Below are 17,477 nucleotides of genomic sequence, written 5' to 3' on the forward strand. Positions count from 1 at the left end.
CAAGAAACCGGCAAGGGAAATCACATCTCCGCCAGCACGGCCTCCGCCTCGCCCACCGCTGCGGGCGTGCCGACATCGAACCACATGCCCTGGTGCACGACGCCCCACAGGCGTCCCGCCTCCAGCGCGCGATCCCAGAACAGGTTGGTCGAGAATGGCCCCTCGGGCCAGTCGCGGATCACGCGCGGAGAGAGGATCTGGATGCCGATATAGACGAACGGCGCCAACCGACCGGGCTTGCGACGTTCGATGATGCGGCCGAACGGATCGAGGCGGAAATCGCCCTGCCCCCTGTGGCAATGCGCGCGCGCCAACGGCACGAGCAGCAACAGCGCGTCCATCCTGTCGTCGTCCCACGCCGCGGCAAGCTGGCGCAGCGCATCGATCGGACCATCGACCCAAAGATTGTCGCTGTTGACGCAGAAGAACGGCTTGTCGCCGATCATCTCGCGCGCCTGCACCACGCCGCCGCCGGTCTCCAGCAATTGCCGGCGCTCGTCGGAGATCAGCACGTCCATGTCGTGTACCCGCGCCCTCAGATGCGCCTCGATCTGATCGGCGAGGTAATGGACGTTGACCACCGCGCGCCGCACGCCGGCACCGCGCAGATGATCGAAGGTGTGATCGAGCAGGGTCTTGCCCGCCACTTCCACCAGCGGCTTGGGACGCGTCGCCGTCAGCGGGCGCATGCGCTTGCCCAAGCCTGCGGCCATCACCATCGCGGTCTCGGGAACAGGCGCGTCCGGCTGGGGGCGCAGCGCGTAGGTCGTCATTCGCCGGCGAGCGTCATCGGATCGCCACGCAGGTGCGCGGGCACATTGGCGTCGAACCAGTCGGCAACGGGCTTGAGCGCCGGGTGCTTGAGGTCGCGCTCCAGATAGGTCCAGACGCGCGGGCAGAGCCCCGGATAGCGCGGCTTGCCGTCACGTTTCCACAGGCGGGTGAAAATGCCGATGATCTTGGCGTTCCGCTGCGCGCCGAGGACGTGATATGCGATATCGAAATCGTCGCCGACGCCGGTCACCCGCTTGTAGCGGTCGAGCATGGCAGTCTCGAGCTCTGGAGACACGTCGCGGCGCGCGTCCTGCAACAGAGAGACGAGATCATAGGCCGGATGACCCGAAAGCGCGTCCTGGAAATCGAGCAGGCCCAAATTCTCGCTGCCTTCGATCAGCATGATGTTCTCGGCATGGTAATCGCGCAGCACCGTGACAGGCTCGTGACCGGTTAGCACCGAGTCCAGCACCGCGTTCCAGGCGTCGTTATAGCCTTCCGCATCGGGCTCCAGCCCCAGTGCCGGGCAATACCATTCGGTGAGCAGCCGCGCCTCGCGGTGATATTGCGACGGGCTGTAGGGCCCGATGTCGTCGGCAGCCGGATGATCGCGCAGGCGGATCAGCAGGTCGACCGCCTCTTCGTAGAGGCGCAATTCGCTCTCAGGCGCGGCATCCACGGTCTCGCGCATCCGCGCGTCGCCGAAATCGGATATCAGAACGAGGCCCTGCTCCAGATCCTCATGCAGGATCTCGGGCGCGGCGAAACCGCGCTGGGTGAGCCAGCGGGCGATCGAGATGAACGGCTTCGGATCCTCGCCCTTGTCGGGTGGCGAATCCATCAGGATCGCGGTCCGCTCATGCTCGACGATGCGGAAATAGCGGCGGAACGAAGCGTCACCGGCGAGCGGACGAATCTCCGCGCCTTCCCATCCCGCCGCGGCGAGAAAGTCAGGGGCGGCGGGATGCGGATTCATATCTGGGACCATCGGTCCCTCCATGCCGCCGGGACCTTCGCTGTCAACTCCCGCGCGCCGTCCGGTGTCACTTCCAGGGACAACCACAGCGCATCGGACCATGCCGCCGCGCCCAGCCGCTCGGGCCATTCGACGATCAGCAGCGAATCGTGGCGGGCATCGTCTAGGCCGAGTTCCTCGGCTTCGTGCGGATGCTCGATCCGGTAGAGATCGACGTGCAGCACTGGAAAGCGGACTTCGGGCGGCTCATAAGGCTGGACGATCGCGAAGCTGGGTGATGGCGCCTCGCCTTCAAGGCCGAGCACCGCGAGCAGGCCGCGAGCGATGCTGGTCTTGCCCGCACCCAGTTCGCCGGACAATGTGATGACGTCGCCGGGGCGGGCCATCGACGCCAGCTTTGCCCCGAGATCATGCGAGTCCTGAGGAAAAGCGAGCCTCACGCAAATCCTCCCCCGGTGGGGGAGGTGGCAGCCGAAGGCTGACGGAGGGGGTAAGTCACGAGCGATCCGCTTTGGGCGGGCCCCCTCCACCGCTTCGCGGTCCCCCTCTCCCTCCGAGGGAGGATTGAAGCTGCTAAATTCATCCGCGCGGCAATTCCACGGTGATCAGCGTCCCCTCCCCCGGTTCCGAGAACAATTCGATCCGCCCGTTATGCGCCTCGACGAACTGCTTCGCGAGCGGCAGCCCCAGCCCGAGCGCGCGCTCGGCATTGCGGTCTCCCCCCTGTGCGAAGCGGTCGAACGCCTTGGCCGCCGCGTCCTTGCTCATGCCCGGCCCGTCATCGGAAACGATGATCCGCGCCACCTTGGCATTGCCGTCGAGATGGAGCAGCACCCGGCCCCGCGACGGGGTGCCCGCGACTGCATGGCGCAGCAGATGCTCGATCACCTGGCGCAGCCGCCGCGCATCGCCCGATACGATGCCCGCGCTGCCGGCATTCTCGACGGCCAGATCGATCGCCTTTTCCTTGGCGAGCGGCGCGATCGCCTCGGCCGCCCCTTGCGCGATCATCTCGATATCGACCGGGCGCTTCTCCAGCGACGCGCCTTCGCTCTGGGTCAAATCGAGCACATCGTCGATCAGCGCGCCGAGCCGTTCGACCGAGACCAGGATCGCTTCGGAATATTCCGCCCCGCTCTCGCTCAATTTACCCGCAAAGCCGCCGTGCAGCATCTCGGCAAAGCCCTTGATCGAGGTAAGCGGCGTGCGAAGCTCGTAGCTCATGTTCGCGACGAACGAGGTCTTGACGCGGTCCGCCGCTTCCAGCGCCTCATTGCGGTCGCGCAGCGCGCGCTCGACGCGGTGCTGATCGCTGACATCGAGCATCGTCACCAGCGCGTTGCCGTCAGGCAGCGGCACCGCGCTCAGATCGAAATGGCGACCATCGGCGAAGACGATGCTCGCCCCGCGCTGCTGCCGGTCCTGCGCCGCCAGCCGCACCAGATCGCCGATCACTTCGGCCTTGGCCGGATTGGTCAGCTTCGGGCCCGCCGCATTGACCAAAGCGAGGATCTGCGGGTGCCCGTCGAGAAAGGCATCCTCGAAGCCCCAGACCTGGCGGAACTTGCGGTTCCAAAGCTGCAATCGCCCCTTGCCGAACACGGCCACCGCCTCGGCTAGGCTGTCGAGCGTCGCGGTGCGGACCTGCTGCATCTCGCCATGCTCGCGCTGCAGCTCGAATTGCTGGGTGCGATCCTCGAACAGCAGCAGCAGCCCGCCTTCGGGCATCGGCTGGGCGACGACGCGCAGATGCGTGGCGCCGACATGCCAATTCTCCTCGACCGCTTCGGGCGCGGTGAACCATTCGCGGCGCTCGGCCTTCCAGGCCGGGAAGTCACGCGTTTCCGGCAGGCGCTTGGCTTCGCGCATCCGCTCGATCACCCGATCGAATTCGGGGCGATCCTGCAGCCACTCATTCTTCATCGCGAACATGCGGCGGAAAGGCTGGTTGCAGAAGATCAGGCTGCGGTCGGGACCGAACTGGGCAACGCCGGCCGAGACGCGGTCGAGCATTGCGCGCTGGGCATCGGCGAAGCGCTTGAGGCCACCGCGCGCCTGTTCCAGATCCTCGATATCGACCGCGAAGCCCGCCACGCCGCCGGTCGGCAGCGGCACATCGTGCAGGCGAAGCATCCGGCGCTTGCCGCCGATCGTCGCCGGCATCGCGGCAGTCTGCGGCTCGCCCGTGTCGCGGGCGATCGCGGCGTTGGCCAGTGGTCCGCCGAGCCCGGCGCCCTCGACCAGTTCGAGCCCGCGCGCGACAACGTCCTCGCTGTCGCCGCCCTCGACCGCCTTCACATATTCGGAATTGACCATCAGCAGCTTGAGATCGGGCCCGCGATACCACATCGGCATCGGTGCGGCCTCGATCAGCGCGGTCAGCGCGTCGAACGCGGCGCGCAGGCGGGTGCTGCCGCGCTGGAGGCGGTTGATCTCGTCCTGGCTCTCGGTCGCGTCGAGGAACCACAGGACCACCCCGCCGGGTGCGTTCAGCGCCTGGGGCGCACGCTCGCCCACCACCAACAAGGCGCGTTCGGAACCCTTCGCCCGGACCGACAGGCTGAACGGCTTACCAGCCTTTTGCGCGGCGGCGACATGCACCGACAGCGTCTTGGCATCCTCAACCATCAACCCGGCATCGCCATTGGCGAGCGCATCCAGCTCGCGCGGGATCGCTTCGAGCCCCAGCCAGTCCGCCAGGCGGCGCGGTGCCTCGATCCGGCCATCGGCGCGGACGATCATCGCCTGGGCGGGCGAGCCAGAAACCAGCGTGTTGAGGCGCGTATTACCCTCCGCAAGCACCGACGCGTCGGCACGCAAGCGCAGACCCGTCCACAGCGCCCAGGTCGCGCCGAGGACAAGCAACGCCAGCGCCGCCCCGGCCAACGCAGCCGCGGATTGGGAGATCAGGATCAAGCCGCTGCCCCGCGGCTCTGCAAATGCGTCATGGCCGAACCCTTACGGATGGCGCGCGGCAGCCGCAACGAAAAGGGCCGCGTTCCCGGCTGGAAACGCGGCCCGTTCGTCTCGCTTGCGCGAAGATCAGTAGCGGTAATGATCCGGCTTGAACGGACCCGCGACCGGCACGCCGATATAATCGGCCTGCTTCTGCGAGAGCTTCGAAAGCTTCACGCCCAGCTTTTCCAGGTGCAGCGCCGCGACCTTCTCGTCGAGGTGCTTCGGCAGGACATAAACCTGATTCTCGTAATTCTCGCCCTTGGTCCACAGCTCGATCTGGGCGAGCGTCTGGTTGGTGAAGGACGAGGACATCACGAACGAGGGGTGGCCGGTGGCGCAGCCAAGATTCACGAGGCGACCCTTGGCGAGGATGATGATCTGCTTGCCGTCGGGGAACTTCACCAGATCGGTGCCCGGCTTCACTTCGTCCCACTCATAGTTCGACAGCGCTGCGATCTGGATCTCACTATCGAAATGGCCGATGTTGCACACGATCGACATTGGCTTCATCGCCTTCATGTGATCGGCGGTGATGACATCGGCATTGCCGGTGGCGGTGCAGAAGATGTCGGCGCGCTGCACCGCTTCTTCCATGGTCACCACCTCGAAGCCCTCCATCGCCGCCTGCAGCGCGCAGATCGGATCGATTTCGGTGACGAGGACGCGGGCGCCGCCGTTGCGCAGCGACTGGGCCGAGCCCTTGCCGACATCGCCGAAGCCAGCGACGCAGGCAACCTTGCCGGCCAGCATCACGTCGGTGGCGCGACGGATCGCGTCGACCAGCGATTCCTTGCAGCCATAAAGGTTGTCGAACTTCGACTTGGTCACCGAGTCATTGACGTTGATCGCGGGGAAAGGCAGCTCGCCCTTCTTCGAGATCTCATACAGGCGGTGCACGCCAGTGGTGGTCTCTTCCGAAACGCCCTTCAGGTTCTTGACCGTCTCGGTGAGGTAGCCCGGCTTCTTGGCGATGAACGCCTTGAGCGCGCGCTGCATCTCGACTTCTTCTTCATTCTCGGGCTCGGGCATGGTGTGGCCGGCCTCGAGCTTGGCGCCCCACAGCGCGAACATGGTGGCGTCCCCGCCATCGTCGAGGATGATGTTGGCGGTCTGGCCTTCGACTTCATTGTCCCACGAGAAGATGTCGCCGACATAGTCCCAATATTCGGCCAGGCTCTCGCCCTTAACCGCGAACACCGGCACGCCGGTCGCGGCGATCGCGGCGGCGGCGTGGTCCTGCGTCGAGAAGATGTTGCAGGTCGCCCAACGCACCTTCGCGCCCAGCGCGGTCAGCGTCTCGATCAGCACGGCGGTCTGGATCGTCATGTGGAGCGAGCCGGTGATGCGCGCGCCCTTGAGCGGCTGCGACGCGCCGAATTCGCTGCGCAGCGACATGAGGCCGGGCATTTCGGTCTCGGCGATCTCGATCTCCTTGCGGCCGAAATCGGCGAGCGCGATATCCGCGATCACATAGTCGTTCTTCTTGTCGAGCACGGTAGCCACTGACGGGTCTCCATTGGCATAGAATTGCGGGCCGCGAATCCCTGTCCGCCAGCCATCTGGCTCGCCCCTTATAATGCTCCGTCGAAAACCGCAAGTCAGATATAAAGATATCTTTATATGACATTCAAACGTGCCGCTGCCCTACATCGGAGTTGACGATTATTCTCGCGGAATGCTCACGCCGTTTCTCCATGTCGTCATCGACATGCTACCGACAGCCGGTAGGAAATTTAACTGCGCGTCAGCGCAATGAAATTTCACGATTTGCGTGAAAAGTGTGAAGCCAAGCGCCGGTAATCCTACAGCCCGCCGCGCCGAATCATGCCGTGCCGGCGCTGCTCGCCAGCATCCGCGGATCGATCCCGGCGCCCGCAAAGCCGACCATCCAGCGGTCCTCGGCATCGACGTCGTAGAGCAGACCGGGCGTCGATTCCGTGCTGAACCAGCCGTGCCGCGCCATTTCGGCGTCGAGCTGGCCCTCGCCCCAGCCGGCATAGCCAAGCGCCACCAGCCACTGGTTCGGTCCCTTGCCCTCGGCGATCGCGCGCAGCACGTCGACCGTGCCCGAAAGCGCCCAGCGCCCGCCGACATCGATGGTATCCTGCCCTTCCCAATCGGTAGAATGCAGCACGAAGCCGCGCCGCGGCTCGACCGGGCCGCCGAAATGCACCGCCGCATCCGGCGCCGCGCCGGGGTCGATCTGGAACTGGCGCAGCAACGTATGCAGACCGAGTCCATCGATCGTCTCGCCGACGCCGATGCCGAGCGCACCCTCATCGTCATGCGCGCACATCGCGATCACCGCCCGTTCGAAGCGCGGATCGCCGATGCCGGGCATCGCCAGCAGGAATTGCCCGGTGAGAAAAGGTGCCGACTCCATATGCGAAACAACTTACCGCCACGCTTTCGGCTCCGCCACGCTTGAAAAAGCAGGCGCGGACCCCGATTGAGACGAAGAACCCCTTTGAGGAGAGACTGACATGACCATCCAGCTTGGCGACCGCGTTCCCAGCACCAATTTCATCAAGGTGACCGAAGGCGGCCCCGAGCCGGTCAGCTCCGACGAATATTTCGCCGGCCGCAAGGTCGCGCTCTTCTCGGTTCCCGGCGCGTTCACGCCAACCTGCTCGGCCAAGCATCTGCCGGGCTTCGTCGAGAAGGCTGACGAGCTGAAGGCCAAGGGCGTGGACGAGATCGCCTGCACCGCCGTCAACGACGCGTTCGTGATGGGCGCGTGGGGCAAGGCCAATGGCGTCGAGGGCAAGGTGACGATGCTCGCCGACGGCAATGGCGCGTTCCCGGAAGCGGTTGGCCTGCAGATGGACGGATCGAAGTTCGGCATGGGCGCGCGCGGCCAGCGCTTCTCGATGCTGGTCAATGACGGCGTCGTCGAGCAGCTCAATGTCGAGGCACCGGGCCAGTTCGAAGTCAGTTCGGCTGATTATCTGCTCGGCCAGCTGTAATATCGGCCACGTAACGGAACCGGGTGGCCATGATGGAGTTGGTTTCCCGCAATCCTGGAGGGAATTCCATCATGGTCACCGACACCAACACCACCGACATCGCCAACCAAGCCGCTGGCGCTGACGAAGGCGTACTCGACAACGCCCTCGACACCGCCAAGTCGTTCCTCGAAACCGCGCAGGAAGCGATCGGCGACGCGGTCGACGCCACCGTCGAGGCGGTGAAGGAACACCCCGTCGCCGCCGCGGCGATCGCCGCCGGCGCGGCCGCCGCGGTGGGCGGCGCAGTCTATGCCGCCACCCATCTGGGTGGCGACAAGGAACCCGCCAGCAAGAAGTAAGGGACAGCACCCGGCCCTGCCATCGCGGGGCCGGGTCTTGCCAGCGTCATTTTTGCGGCTTAGCCGTCCAAGATGACACAAGCATCGAACATCGTCGCCGAGCTGGATCGCCTCTATCGCGCCTCGGTCGAGCGGCTTCAGGCCGCCCTCACCCACTACATCAACGACGGCGTCGCGCCCGATCCCCAGGATCGCATCGACGGCAGCTTCGCCTACCCCGAGCTGCGCCTCACCTATCGCGGCGGCAGCGATCGCCCCGTCCCACCGCGCTCCTTCGGCCGGCTGGTCGATGAAGGCGAATATCGCATCTCGGTCACCAAGCCGGCGATGTTCGCCGACTATCTGACCGAGCAGCTCACCTTCCTGATCGAGGATTATGATGTCGAGGTTCAGGCGGTCACCGGGCGGCAGGAGATCCCGTTCCCCTACGTGCTCGATCCGGGCCACATCCAGGCGATGGACCAGATCACCGTCACCGAGCTGGCCCGGCATTTCCCGGCAACCGAGCTGGCGCATATCGGCGACGAGATCGCAGACGGCACCTGGGTGTCTACGGACGAAATCCGCCCGCTGGCGCTGTTCGACGGGCTGCGCACCGATTTCTCGCTGGCGCGGCTGCGGCACTATACCGGCACGCCGGTCGAGCATTTCCAACAATATATCCTCTTCACCAACTATCACCGATATGTCGACGAATTCGTCAATTGGGCGATCGGGCAGCTTGGCGAAGGCAGCCGCTTCACCCACGTGTCGGGCGCGGGCGGGATTCTGATCGAGGCCGGCGACGATACCGACCGCCTGCTCAACGACACCTCGGCATGGCGGCGGCACCAGATGCCGGCATACCATCTGATGGCCGAAGACGGCACCGGGATCACGCTCGTCAATATCGGTGTCGGCCCGTCCAATGCCAAGACGATTACCGATCACCTCGCGGTGCTGCGCCCTGAAGCGTGGCTGATGATCGGGCATTGCGGCGGCCTGCGCCCCAGCCAGCGGATCGGCGATTACGTCCTCGCCCACGCTTATCTCCGCGACGATCACATCATGGACGATGTGCTGCCGCCCGAGATCCCGATTCCCGCCATCGCCGAGGTCCAGCTCGCGCTCGCCCGCGCAGCGGAGACCGTATCGGGCCAGTCCGGCGACGAGCTCAAGCGCCGCCTGCGCACCGGCACGATCGTCACCACCGACGATCGCAACTGGGAGCTGCGCTATTCACAGTCGGCGCTGCGTTTCTCGCTCAGCCGAGCGGTCGGCGTCGACATGGAGAGCGCTACCCTCGCCGCGCAGGGCTATCGCTTCCGCGTGCCCTACGGCACGTTGCTGTGCGTTTCGGACAAGCCGCTCCACGGCGAGCTCAAGCTGCCCGGGCAGGCGAACCTGTTCTACGAGCGTGCCATCGCTGAGCATCTCAAGATCGGCATCGAGACCTGCGAGGAGCTGCGCCGCGAAGGCGCGAAGCTGCACAGCCGCAAGCTCCGCGCCTTCAACGAGCCACCGTTCCGCTAAGGCCTATTTCGACAGCTTGAACTCGACCGTGAGCGTCTCGCGGACCGTCACATTGTTCGAAGTCGCCTCACCCTTGGGCGCGAACATGCCGACGATCTGCGAGATGAAGCCGAGCGATCCAGCGATCATGTCCTGCTTCTCGCTGATCCGCACGATGGCTGCCTGACGCAGCCCGAGCGCCTCGCCATAAGCCCCGGCCTCCACGCGCGCCTTGGCCAGGGCATCGGCCTTGGCGCGGCGCGAAGCGGCGGGATAATCGTCGAGCAGGCCGAGCACTTCCTCGGGCGAGGTCGCGCCTGCGGCTTCGATCGCCTTGCGGGCGTCGGCGGCGACAGCGCGGCTCGGCGCGTCGAGCGTCACCGTCTCGCTCGCCGTCGATTGCGGCTTGCCATCGGCATCCTCGCCCATGGTGTCGAAACTGATCTTCGGCCCCTTCATACCGCCGATGCCGGCGAACATGCTGAGCAGCGATTGGCCGCCGCCGCTGGTGCCCGGTGCGTCGGGCTGGGCTTCGCGAACATTGAGCGCGGCAAGCGTCTGCAGCAGCTTGGCGCGATTGGTGGCGAGCGCTGCCTTGGCGGCATCCTCGGTCTCGCCCTTGCCGGTGACCGTGGCCGAGAGGCGGAAGCGCTGCGCCGGCACGGTCACCTCGCCGGTGGCGACGATCTCGACATTGACGGGCGCCGCGGCGGTTTGCGCCAGCACGGCGGTGGGCGCACACAGCATCGCGCAGGCAATTGCATAGCGTATCGTCATCGGATTCCCCTGTTCTAGTCGCTCACCAGCCCTTGGGCTGGCCCTTGTTCTGCTTGTCGAGCCAAGCCTTTAGCGGCGCGAAATATTCGGCCATCGCCTTGCCCGACATTTCGCGGCTGCCGGTGAACGCCTGCAGCGCATCGGGCCACGGCTTGGAGGCGCCCATTTCGAGCATCTTGTTGAGCTTGGCGCCGACTTCCTTGTTGCCGAAGAACGAGCAGCGATGCAGCGGCCCCTTCCAGCCAGCCTGATCGCACGCCGCCTTGTAGAACTGGAACTGGAGCACCCGCGCGAGGAAGTAGCGGGCATAGGGCGTGTTGTTCGGGATGTGATATTTGGCGCCCGGATCGAATTTGGTCTCGTCGCGCGCCACCGGCGGCACGATGCCCTGATAATCGAGCCGCAGCTTGTTCCAGCCGGCTTCATAGCCGCCGGTCGGGATCGAGCCGTCGAACACACCCCAGCGCCATTTGTCGACGATCAGGCCGAACGGCAGAAACGCGACCTTGTCCATCGCCTGACGCAGCAGCAGGCCGATATCCTTGTCGGCGCTCGGCACCTTGGACTGATCGAGCAGACCGATCTGGACGAGATAATCGGGCGTGATCGACAGCGCGACGAAATCGCCGATCGCCTCGTGGAAGCCGTCATTGGCGCCGTTGCGATAGAGCTGGGGCAGCGCCTTGTACGCGCGCTGATAGTAATTGTGGCCAAGCTCGTGATGGATGGTGACGAAGTCGTCCGAGTTGACCTTGATGCACATCTTGATGCGCAGATCGTCCTTCTCGTCGATGTCCCAGGCCGAAGCGTGGCACTGCACTTCGCGGTCCCGCGGCTTCAGGAACTGCGAACGCTCCCAGAAGCTCTCTGGCAGCTTCTCCATGCCGAGCGAGGAATAGAAGCCCTCGCCGGTCTCGACCATCTTCTTCCAGTCATAGCCCTTGGCGGTGAGCAACTCGCCGACATCGTAACCGAGATCGCCGGCGCCGGCGGGCGCGACGATATCGTAGATATTGCCCCATTCCTGCGCCCACATATTGCCGAGCAGATCGGCGCGGATCGGGCCGGTCTTGGGCTGGACCGCATCGCCATATTTCGCATTGAGCTTGGCGCGAACATAGGTGTGGAGCGCGGTGTATAGCGGCTTGAGATCGTTCCAGATGCCGTCGGTCAGCTTGATGAAATCGGCGGGCGGCATGTCATAGCCCGAGCGCCACATCGCACCGGTATCGGCGAAGCCCAATTCCTTGGCGCCTTCATTGGCGATGCCGACCATCCTGGCATAATCGCCTCGCATCGGCGCGCCGACCTGATCGTGCCAGCTGACCCACATCTCCTTGAGCTCTTCGGGGTTGCGGCTCTCGCCCATCGCCGCTTCGATATCGCTGCCGTTAACCGGCTTGCCGTTCAGCGTGCCCTTGCCCTTGCCGTACATCGAGCCGATCCGCGTCGCGATCGTCGAAAGCTCGTCAGCGGCGCCCGGCCTGGTCGGTGCGGGCAGCGTGATCGCGCCGCGCAGCATGGTCAGTTGGCGCTGCTGCTCGGCGGTGAGGCCGGCCGCCTTTTGATACTTCGCCGCTTCGAGCGCGTATTTGACCGCCATCTCGGTGCCGCGCGCGCCATATTCGGCGGCGAGCGCATCGCTGTCATCGGTGATGTAGGTGGCGTTGATCCATGCGACGCGCGAGGCGGTGAGGTTGAACGCGGTGTACTCGGCTTGCACCTTGTCGATGAACGCCTGTGCCTCGGCGGCGGTGGGCGCCGCATCCTGGGCATGCGCGGGCGTGAAAGCGAGCATGGCGGCGAGCGCCAGCGTCGAGATGCCGGTACGGATCATGGGAAGCCTCTCAGGTCTTGTATCTGGATGACACGGACACTGCGCGCGGGGCGGAGACCCGTCAAGCGGCGCGAATGTTGAGGAAGTTTAGTGTTTTTGGGGGACTAAACATTCGCGAATGGTCCCAAAGGTCGCGGTGACCATGGGGGTGCCGGATCGACGATTGCAAAGAGCGGGCGGCAGTGCCGACCGCATTAGCCAAGCAGGCGAAATCCTACATTGCAAGCGTCTCAAATCCTCCCCCATTGGGGGAGGTGGCGGGCGCAGCCCGACGGAGGGGGCTTGCCGCGAGCGGTGTCGTTTGCGGCGAACCCCCTCCACCGCTTCGCGGTCCCCCTCCCCCTCGGGGAGAGGATTTATTCGCTCAGGAAATCGGCGATGGCCTGGCCCAGCTCAGGCCGGGTCACGGCGCTCATATGGTTGCCGGGGATCGACTGGAAGCGGCCCCGCGGCAGCAGATCGGCGACCGCCTGACCCGAGCCATTATCGTCATCATCCTCGCCGGTGACGATGAGCACCGGCACCTGAATCGCGGCGATCTCGGTGCGCGAGGTATCGACGAAGGTCTCAAGGATATTGAGCAGCGCCTGGGGATCGCCCTTGGTGGTCTTGAGGAACGCCTCGGTCAGCCATTCCGGGGTGCCGCGCTCGAAGCTGCCGAGATTGGTCAGCACCCGCCGGAAATAGCCGCCGCGCCCCTGCGTATCGACCAGTCCCGATAGCCCCATGCCACAGAGCACCGCACGGCGCGGCGTCGCGCCATTGACCAGCATCCGCAGCGCGGTACGCGCGCCGAGCGAATAGCCGGCAAGGTCGTAATCGGTGAGGCCGAGATGCTCGATCAGCGCGAAGCCGTCGCGCATCAGCACATCGGGCGGATAGGCGGCGAGATCGTGCGGCTTGTCGCTGAGGCCGTGCCCGCGCAGATCGGGCATGATCACGCGGAAGCCCCTGGCGGCGAGCTTCTCCGCATGCCCGTATTTGATCCAGTTGACCGCCGCGGTGGAGAAATAGCCGTGGATCAGCACGACCGGCCGCCCCTCCCCCATCTCGGTGAAGGCCAGCTCGACGCCGTCGAAGCTGGTGAAGCGGTGCGTCTCGATCATTCGAAATCGATCCCGCAGAGCGAGAACACCATACGCAGATTTTCGAAGACGCTCTTGCCGTAATTGGCGGGCGCCTGGAGCCCCCAATGCCAGTTGCGCATGAAGCTGGGATCCTTGAGCTGGAACTCGATCATGTCGCCGTTCCGCTCGATCGTATCGACATTGTTGAAATAGAGATTGATGCCGGACGAGAAGGGAATGCCGCTGACGCTGTCGTCGAAGCTGATGTACATCGAGCAACCATTCTCGAACGAGACCGACTTGATCGGCGCGGAAACCGGCGCGACGGGGCCGGAATCGTTCGTGGCTTGCGACCACCAGATCCGCGAATTGGGCGCGGCGCGCATCAGATCGTTGTAATAGGTCACGCCCTGCGCCGCAGCAGCTCCGGGCGCCGCAGTCACGGCGAGCACGAGGGCAGCCAGTGCATATCTCATCGCCATCATCGCCTCACTCCGGCAGCTTGCCCGTCGCATCCATCCAGCGCTTGACCATGCTCGGGTTCTCGTTCGTCCGTTCCGCGGGCAGGTGGCCGGTGTCAAGCCAGTCGCGGTGCCAGCTCTCGCAACCCGAATGCTCGACCGGCTTGAAACGCCACGGATCGTCGAAGCTGCCGACGGTCAGGTCCATATAGGGGTGACCATGCGCCTCGTAGGTAAGCGGGGTGCCGCACTGCGCGCAAAAGCCGCGCTGGGCGATCGCGGAGCTGGCGTAGCGATCGGGCTCGCGCTCCCAGCTTACCGCCGATCTCGGGAAATTCTTGAAGGCGATCGAGACGCCCCCGGTGGCGCGCTGGCACATCCGGCAATGGCAGAGATAAGCCTCGTCATTGTCGACGAGCACCCGGTACCGCACCCGCCCGCACTGGCATCCACCGGCCATTTCCTCGCTCACGCCCGCTTCCCTCCGGTTGCCAAAGCTGCAATTGCTGCATCGCACAATTGCAATCCAGTTGCGGATTGCAATTCATAACTATGCTTATTATATGCACCGCATGACCGGCAATCTAGGCTTCCTGATGAGCGATGTCTCGCGCCTGATGCGGCGGCGCTTCGACGAGCGCGCCCGCACCAGCGGCGCGACCGGGGCGCAGTGGCGCACGCTCAAGATTCTCGAGCGCAGTGAGGGCCTCAATCAGGGCCAACTCGCGGACATGCTCGAAGTCGAGCCGATCACCGCCTGCCGGATGATCGACCGACTGGAGGAAGCCGGGCTGGTCGAGCGCCGCCGCGATCCCGCCGATCGCCGCGCCTGGCGCATCTTCCTGACCGGCAAGGCCCGTCCGGTGTTGACCGAGCTCAAGGATATTGCCGGCGGAATGATCGAAGAGGCGCTTCAGGGGTTATCCGCCCGGCAGCGCGAGGAACTGATCGGATCGCTCAACGCGATCCGCGCGAATATGACCCACACGCATGAAGGCAATGAGGCCGCAAATGGCTGACGCAGATCCCAAATTCAACAAGGCGTCCGAGGAGACGATCGTGGTAGAACCCGTGGCCGCGCCCACCGAGGAAGTCACCGTCGTGAAGGCCAAACGCAGCTGGCTGCGCCCGCTGCTGATGTTTGGCGTACCGGTGCTGCTGCTGGCGATCGTCGGCTATTTCTACATGGCCAGCGGCCGCACCGTTTCGACCGACAACGCCTATGTCAGTCAGGACAAGGTCTCGGTTTCGAGCGACGTCGCCGGGCGCATCGTCAATGTCGCGGTCAAGGAGAACCAGATCGTCAAGAAAGGCGACCTGCTGTTCGAGATCGATCCCGAGCCCTATCGCATCGCGGTCGCCTCCGCCCAGGCGCAGATCGCCGCGGCGCAGGTCAACGTCCAGACGCTCCAGACCAGCTATGCCGGCACCGGCGCCAGCATCCAGGCGGCGCGCGACAGCCTGCAGGCGGCGCAGCAGGACTATTCCCGCCAGGCCGAGCTGATGAAGGCCGGCTTCACCACGCGCGCGCGGCTCGAACAGTCCGAGCACGGCGTCGAGCAGGCCCGCGCGGCGGTGTCGCGCGCCCAGTCCGACGCGGCCGAGGCGCGCTCGAAGCTTTCCACCGGTTCGGCCGGCGAGAACCCGCAGCTCGCCGCCGCGCGCGTCCAGCTCGCCAAGGCGCAGCTCGATCTCAGCCGCACCAAGGTCTATGCGCCCGTCGATGGCATCGTCAGCCAGTCGGACCGGCTCCAGGTCGGCCAGATGATGATGACCGGCCTTCCCGCGGTCACCATCGTCCGTGGCTCGGGCGCGTGGCTGGAGGCGAATTTCAAGGAAACCGACCTCAACAAGATGCGCGTGGGCCAGAAGGCCGAAGTCAGCTTCGATGCCTATCCGGGTCTCAAGCTCAAGGCGCATGTCGCATCGATCGGCGCGGGCACCGGCTCCGAATTCTCGGTGCTCCCCGCCCAGAACGCCAACGGCAACTGGGTCAAGGTCACCCAGCGCGTGCCGGTACGCATCGCGATCGACGAGAACAGCCCGCGCCCGCTGATCGCCGGTCTCTCCGCCGATGTGACCGTGAATATCTTGGACTAGCCGTCGCCCCGGCGAAAGCCGGGGTCTCGTGCCCCGCGGCGCGCGCTTGCGGCGCGGGATCCCGGCTCTCGACGGGATGACGAAGGAAAATTTATGGCCACCGCCGCCCAACCCGCCGACGACGCCCCCGCCGCCTCTCCGGCCTCCACCGCCGGCGTCGCGGCGCTTCCGGTCACCAATCGCGGCCTGCTCACCTTTGGCGTGATGCTGGCGACGATCATGCAGATCCTCGACAGCACGATCGCCAACGTCGCGCTTCCGCACATGACGACGGCATTGGGCGCGAGCGCCGACACGATCACCTGGGTGCTGACCAGCTATATCGTCGCCTCGGCGATCGCGATTCCGATCACCGGCTGGCTCGCCGACCGGATCGGCTCACGCAACCTGTTCCTCCTCTCGACGCTCGGCTTCATCCTCGCCTCGGCGCTGTGCGGCATGGCCCAGAATCTCGAGCAGATGGTGCTCTTCCGCCTGCTCCAGGGCATTTCGGCGGCGTTCATGAACCCGCTCAGCCAGACGGTGATGCTCGATATCAATCCGCCCGAGCGCCAGGCCAAGGCGATGGCCATCTGGGGCATGGGGATCATGGTCGGCCCGATCATGGGGCCGGTGATCGGCGGCTGGCTGACCGACAATTTCAACTGGCGCTGGGTGTTCTACGTCAACCTGCCGCTGGGGGTGATCTGCATCGCCATCCTGTGGTGGCTGCTCCCCTCGCGCCCGATCGTCCGGCGCCGCTTCGATATCTTCGGCTTCTCGATGCTGACCCTCGGCATCGCCGCGCTCCAGCTCATGCTCGATCGCGGCCAGGGCGAGGACTGGCTCGGCTCGACCGAGATCTGGATCGAGATGCTGGTCGCGGGAATCGCGTTGTGGATGTTCACCGTCCATATGTTCACCGGCAAGCACCCGATGTTCGAGCGCGAGCTGTGGAAGAACCGCAACCTGGTCACCGCGATCGGCTTCATGCTGGTGATCGGCGTGGTGATGATGGCGACGATGGCGCTGCTGCCCCCGATGCTCCAGAACCTCTACGGCCATTCGGTGCTCGACACCGGCTTGCTGCTGATGCCGCGCGGCGTCGGCGTGGTGCTGACGATGGCGGTCGCCGCGCAACTCACCCAGCGCGGCTTCGATGCGCGCTGGCTCGTCGCGCTCGGCATGGCGCTGGCCGCCTTCTCGCTATGGCAGATGACGCACTGGTCGCTGGAAATGGGCACCGGGCCGGTGATCGTCTCGGGCTTCGTCCAGGGGCTCGGCATGGGGCTGGTGTTCATGCCGCTCCAGGGCATCGCCTTCGCGACGCTGCCGACCCGCTACCGCACGGAAGGCGCGTCGCTGATGAACCTGTCGCGCAACATCGGCGCGTCGGTCGGCATCTCGCTGGTCACCACGCTCCTCGCCCGCAGCGTCCAGATCAGCCATGCCGACCTGGCGCCCAAGATCAATCCCGAGAACCTCAACATGATGGATCCCGGGCTGCTCCAGATCCTCGGCGGTTCGGGCGACACGCTGCTGGCGATGGCCAATGCCGAGATCAACCGCCAGGCGATGATGATCGGCTATCTCAACGATTTCTACGCGATGATGATCGTGACCGCGCTGTCGGTGCCGCTGGTGATCTTCCTGCGCAAGCCCAAGGGCCCGGCGGCCAAGCCCGACGCCAGCGCGATGGGGCATTGAACGGGCCGCCCCGGTGCGCGAACCGGGGCGGCGTTCCGTTTAG

Annotated in this window: 17 protein-coding genes; 6 read left to right on the forward strand and 11 right to left on the reverse strand. The window is 65.3% G+C overall.

Annotation, left to right across the window (positions count from 1 at the left end; genetic code table 11):
• Positions 1 to 20: 20 nt before the first annotated feature.
• The 6 genes from KF730_RS10305 to KF730_RS10330 all read right to left on the reverse strand — a co-directional run bounded on the left by KF730_RS10305 (position 21) and on the right by KF730_RS10330 (position 7,091).
• Entirely contained in the window at positions 21 to 773 is a 753-nt protein-coding gene (locus KF730_RS10305) for a nucleotidyltransferase family protein (protein ID WP_294094617.1), read from the reverse strand.
• Entirely contained in the window at positions 770 to 1,762 is a 993-nt protein-coding gene (locus tag KF730_RS10310) for a phosphotransferase (RefSeq protein WP_294094620.1), read from the reverse strand. Before KF730_RS10310 ends, KF730_RS10305 begins: the two co-directional genes overlap by 4 nt.
• Positions 1,747 to 2,190 (reverse strand): tRNA (adenosine(37)-N6)-threonylcarbamoyltransferase complex ATPase subunit type 1 TsaE, encoded by a 444-nt coding sequence (tsaE, locus tag KF730_RS10315; RefSeq protein ID WP_294094623.1) that lies wholly within the window; start codon positions 2,188 to 2,190, stop codon positions 1,747 to 1,749. The genes KF730_RS10310 and tsaE overlap by 16 nt, the downstream gene beginning before the upstream one ends.
• Before the next feature lie 139 nt (positions 2,191 to 2,329).
• The gene (locus tag KF730_RS10320; protein ID WP_294094627.1) at positions 2,330 to 4,666 is read right to left on the reverse strand and encodes a PAS domain-containing sensor histidine kinase; all 2,337 of its coding nucleotides are present in this window, start codon (positions 4,664 to 4,666) and stop codon (positions 2,330 to 2,332) included.
• A gap of 126 nt (positions 4,667 to 4,792) precedes the next feature.
• Entirely contained in the window at positions 4,793 to 6,211 is a 1,419-nt protein-coding gene (ahcY, locus tag KF730_RS10325) for an adenosylhomocysteinase (protein ID WP_294094631.1), read from the reverse strand.
• A gap of 319 nt (positions 6,212 to 6,530) precedes the next feature.
• Positions 6,531 to 7,091 (reverse strand): YqgE/AlgH family protein, encoded by a 561-nt coding sequence (locus KF730_RS10330; protein WP_294094633.1) that lies wholly within the window; start codon positions 7,089 to 7,091, stop codon positions 6,531 to 6,533.
• Between the two features lie 100 nt (positions 7,092 to 7,191).
• On the opposite strand from KF730_RS10330, the gene KF730_RS10335 reads away from it, so the two are divergent.
• The 3 genes from KF730_RS10335 to KF730_RS10345 all read left to right on the forward strand — a co-directional run bounded on the left by KF730_RS10335 (position 7,192) and on the right by KF730_RS10345 (position 9,527).
• Complete coding sequence (locus tag KF730_RS10335; RefSeq protein WP_294094636.1) at positions 7,192 to 7,674, forward strand: peroxiredoxin; 483 nt, start codon at positions 7,192 to 7,194, stop codon at positions 7,672 to 7,674.
• Between the two features lie 71 nt (positions 7,675 to 7,745).
• Positions 7,746 to 8,015 carry a hypothetical protein gene (locus KF730_RS10340; protein WP_294094638.1) on the forward strand — a complete coding sequence of 90 codons (270 nt, stop codon included), beginning with the start codon at positions 7,746 to 7,748 and terminating at the stop codon, positions 8,013 to 8,015.
• 72 nt (positions 8,016 to 8,087) lie between these two features.
• Positions 8,088 to 9,527, forward strand: a complete 1,440-nt coding sequence (locus KF730_RS10345; protein WP_294094641.1) for an AMP nucleosidase — start codon at positions 8,088 to 8,090, stop codon at positions 9,525 to 9,527.
• 3 nt (positions 9,528 to 9,530) lie between these two features.
• Here KF730_RS10345 and KF730_RS10350 read toward each other — a convergent pair whose 3' ends face one another.
• The 5 genes from KF730_RS10350 to KF730_RS10370 all read right to left on the reverse strand — a co-directional run bounded on the left by KF730_RS10350 (position 9,531) and on the right by KF730_RS10370 (position 14,120).
• Entirely contained in the window at positions 9,531 to 10,283 is a 753-nt protein-coding gene (locus tag KF730_RS10350) for an SIMPL domain-containing protein (protein WP_294094643.1), read from the reverse strand.
• 22 nt (positions 10,284 to 10,305) lie between these two features.
• Positions 10,306 to 12,120 carry a M2 family metallopeptidase gene (locus KF730_RS10355; protein WP_294094645.1) on the reverse strand — a complete coding sequence of 605 codons (1,815 nt, stop codon included), beginning with the start codon at positions 12,118 to 12,120 and terminating at the stop codon, positions 10,306 to 10,308.
• 356 nt (positions 12,121 to 12,476) lie between these two features.
• Positions 12,477 to 13,226, reverse strand: a complete 750-nt coding sequence (locus KF730_RS10360; RefSeq protein WP_294094648.1) for an alpha/beta hydrolase — start codon at positions 13,224 to 13,226, stop codon at positions 12,477 to 12,479.
• Complete coding sequence (locus tag KF730_RS10365; protein ID WP_294094650.1) at positions 13,223 to 13,672, reverse strand: hypothetical protein; 450 nt, start codon at positions 13,670 to 13,672, stop codon at positions 13,223 to 13,225. Before KF730_RS10365 ends, KF730_RS10360 begins: the two co-directional genes overlap by 4 nt.
• Before the next feature lie 4 nt (positions 13,673 to 13,676).
• The gene (locus KF730_RS10370) at positions 13,677 to 14,120 is read right to left on the reverse strand and encodes a GFA family protein (RefSeq protein WP_294094652.1); all 444 of its coding nucleotides are present in this window, start codon (positions 14,118 to 14,120) and stop codon (positions 13,677 to 13,679) included.
• Positions 14,121 to 14,220: 100 nt separating this feature from the next.
• On the opposite strand from KF730_RS10370, the gene KF730_RS10375 reads away from it, so the two are divergent.
• From KF730_RS10375 to KF730_RS10385, 3 genes are all read left to right on the forward strand, one after another.
• Positions 14,221 to 14,667 carry a MarR family transcriptional regulator gene (locus tag KF730_RS10375; protein WP_294094654.1) on the forward strand — a complete coding sequence of 149 codons (447 nt, stop codon included), beginning with the start codon at positions 14,221 to 14,223 and terminating at the stop codon, positions 14,665 to 14,667.
• Positions 14,660 to 15,748, forward strand: a complete 1,089-nt coding sequence (locus tag KF730_RS10380; RefSeq protein ID WP_294094656.1) for an HlyD family secretion protein — start codon at positions 14,660 to 14,662, stop codon at positions 15,746 to 15,748. The genes KF730_RS10375 and KF730_RS10380 overlap by 8 nt, the downstream gene beginning before the upstream one ends.
• A 93-nt stretch (positions 15,749 to 15,841) precedes the next feature.
• The gene (locus KF730_RS10385; RefSeq protein ID WP_294094657.1) at positions 15,842 to 17,434 is read left to right on the forward strand and encodes a DHA2 family efflux MFS transporter permease subunit; all 1,593 of its coding nucleotides are present in this window, start codon (positions 15,842 to 15,844) and stop codon (positions 17,432 to 17,434) included.
• Positions 17,435 to 17,477: the final 43 nt, after the last annotated feature.

It is taken from the genome of Sphingomonas sp., assembly GCF_019635515.1.
GTDB lineage: Bacteria > Pseudomonadota > Alphaproteobacteria > Sphingomonadales > Sphingomonadaceae > Sphingomonas.

Coding starts and splice junctions, on each gene's coding strand:
- KF730_RS10305 (WP_294094617.1), bottom strand. CDS start 773: ATGACGACCTACGCGCTGCGCCCCCAGCCGGACGCGCCTGTTCCCGAG.
- KF730_RS10310 (WP_294094620.1), bottom strand. CDS start 1,762: ATGGTCCCAGATATGAATCCGCATCCCGCCGCCCCTGACTTTCTCGCC.
- KF730_RS10330 (WP_294094633.1), bottom strand. CDS start 7,091: ATGGAGTCGGCACCTTTTCTCACCGGGCAATTCCTGCTGGCGATGCCC.
- KF730_RS10335 (WP_294094636.1), top strand. CDS start 7,192: ATGACCATCCAGCTTGGCGACCGCGTTCCCAGCACCAATTTCATCAAG.
- KF730_RS10340 (WP_294094638.1), top strand. CDS start 7,746: ATGGTCACCGACACCAACACCACCGACATCGCCAACCAAGCCGCTGGC.
- KF730_RS10345 (WP_294094641.1), top strand. CDS start 8,088: ATGACACAAGCATCGAACATCGTCGCCGAGCTGGATCGCCTCTATCGC.
- KF730_RS10350 (WP_294094643.1), bottom strand. CDS start 10,283: ATGACGATACGCTATGCAATTGCCTGCGCGATGCTGTGTGCGCCCACC.
- KF730_RS10355 (WP_294094645.1), bottom strand. CDS start 12,120: ATGATCCGTACCGGCATCTCGACGCTGGCGCTCGCCGCCATGCTCGCT.
- KF730_RS10360 (WP_294094648.1), bottom strand. CDS start 13,226: ATGATCGAGACGCACCGCTTCACCAGCTTCGACGGCGTCGAGCTGGCC.
- KF730_RS10365 (WP_294094650.1), bottom strand. CDS start 13,672: ATGATGGCGATGAGATATGCACTGGCTGCCCTCGTGCTCGCCGTGACT.
- KF730_RS10375 (WP_294094654.1), top strand. CDS start 14,221: ATGACCGGCAATCTAGGCTTCCTGATGAGCGATGTCTCGCGCCTGATG.
- KF730_RS10380 (WP_294094656.1), top strand. CDS start 14,660: ATGGCTGACGCAGATCCCAAATTCAACAAGGCGTCCGAGGAGACGATC.
- KF730_RS10385 (WP_294094657.1), top strand. CDS start 15,842: ATGGCCACCGCCGCCCAACCCGCCGACGACGCCCCCGCCGCCTCTCCG.